Below are 1,230 nucleotides of genomic sequence, written 5' to 3' on the forward strand. Positions count from 1 at the left end.
AATATTTGAAGCCTCCAAAATGGTTTTTTTTGGTTCCCCTTTTATTTTTTCTCAACCTCATTTTATTGGGGAGCATGTTTTTTTATCCCATAATGATAATCGGATTAATAGGGGGAGTTTGGGTTAGTTTAGGAGTTCATTATTGGAATAAAAATAATTTGTTTCAGTATCTAGGTGCCATTCCTCAACTTTCAAAATTAAGTAGGGTTTCCAAGGAACTTTTTAAAATAAGTATCCTTAGGCAGGCCAATCCAAATCTTTATAGCTCCATTTCTAGCATTGATAAGTTGAAGAAATACTTTCTGTTTTTTAAAACCGAACCCAAAATCCCAGATGATTTCACTTATGTAATAGAGCTGATTAGAGCTGTCTTCCTTTTGGAACCCTTGCTACTTTTTAGGATGCTAAAACGGCTAGATTCAAAAAGGAAGGCAATAGAAAATTTATATCTATTTGTGGGACAAATTGATTTTTTGATGTCCATAGCCTCCCTGAGAAAGGGGTTGGAAGTGTATTGTCACCCGAATATTAAGGCTGATAATAAATCTATGATAGTTAAGGAGGCTTACCACCCCCTCATTGTGGATTGTGAAAAGAATGATCTCAGGATTGATAAAAGGTCCATTCTCCTCACTGGTTCTAATATGTCAGGAAAAACCTCATTTATTAGAACGATAGGCATTAATGTAATTACCGGGTTGACCCTTAACACCTGTTTTGCGTCCCATTTTTCCATGCCAAGAATGAAGCTTTATAGTGCCTTACGCATTAGTGATGATTTGATAAATAGTAAAAGCTATTATTTTGAAGAAGTATTAACCATCAAGGATATGATCGATACAAGCACTGAAGAAGTAGCAAATTTATTTTTGTTGGATGAGATCTTTAAAGGAACTAATACAGTAGAGCGGATATCAGCTGGAAAAGCGGTTTTATCAACTTTAAATAAAGCTGATAACATAGTTTTTGTATCCACACATGATATTGAATTGGCTGATTTATTAAGAAATGAGTATGATTTGTTTCATTTTAGTGAAAAGATAGGGGGTAAAACAGTTGATTTTGATTACAAATTAAAGGAGGGGAAGTTGCGAAAGAGGAATGCCATTAAAATTCTGGAAATAAATGAGTTTCCTAGTGATGTGGTTCTTGAAGCAAGGAAAATTGCTGAAGAAATTGACGGACAGAGGGAATTGCAGGCTCCAAACTCCTTGTAATAAGGTTTTTTTT

The 1,230-nt window shown here is 34.4% G+C and carries 1 protein-coding gene; it reads left to right on the top strand.

Annotation, left to right across the window (positions count from 1 at the left end; translation table 11 throughout):
• Positions 1-1,217, top strand: a 1,217-nt coding sequence (locus E1171_RS01115; protein WP_222931319.1) for a MutS-related protein, incomplete at its 5' end; no start/stop codon positions are given.
• Positions 1,218-1,230: the final 13 nt, after the last annotated feature.

The organism is Xanthovirga aplysinae, assembly GCF_009711365.1.
Taxonomy (GTDB): Bacteria; Bacteroidota; Bacteroidia; order Cytophagales; family Cyclobacteriaceae; genus Xanthovirga; species Xanthovirga aplysinae.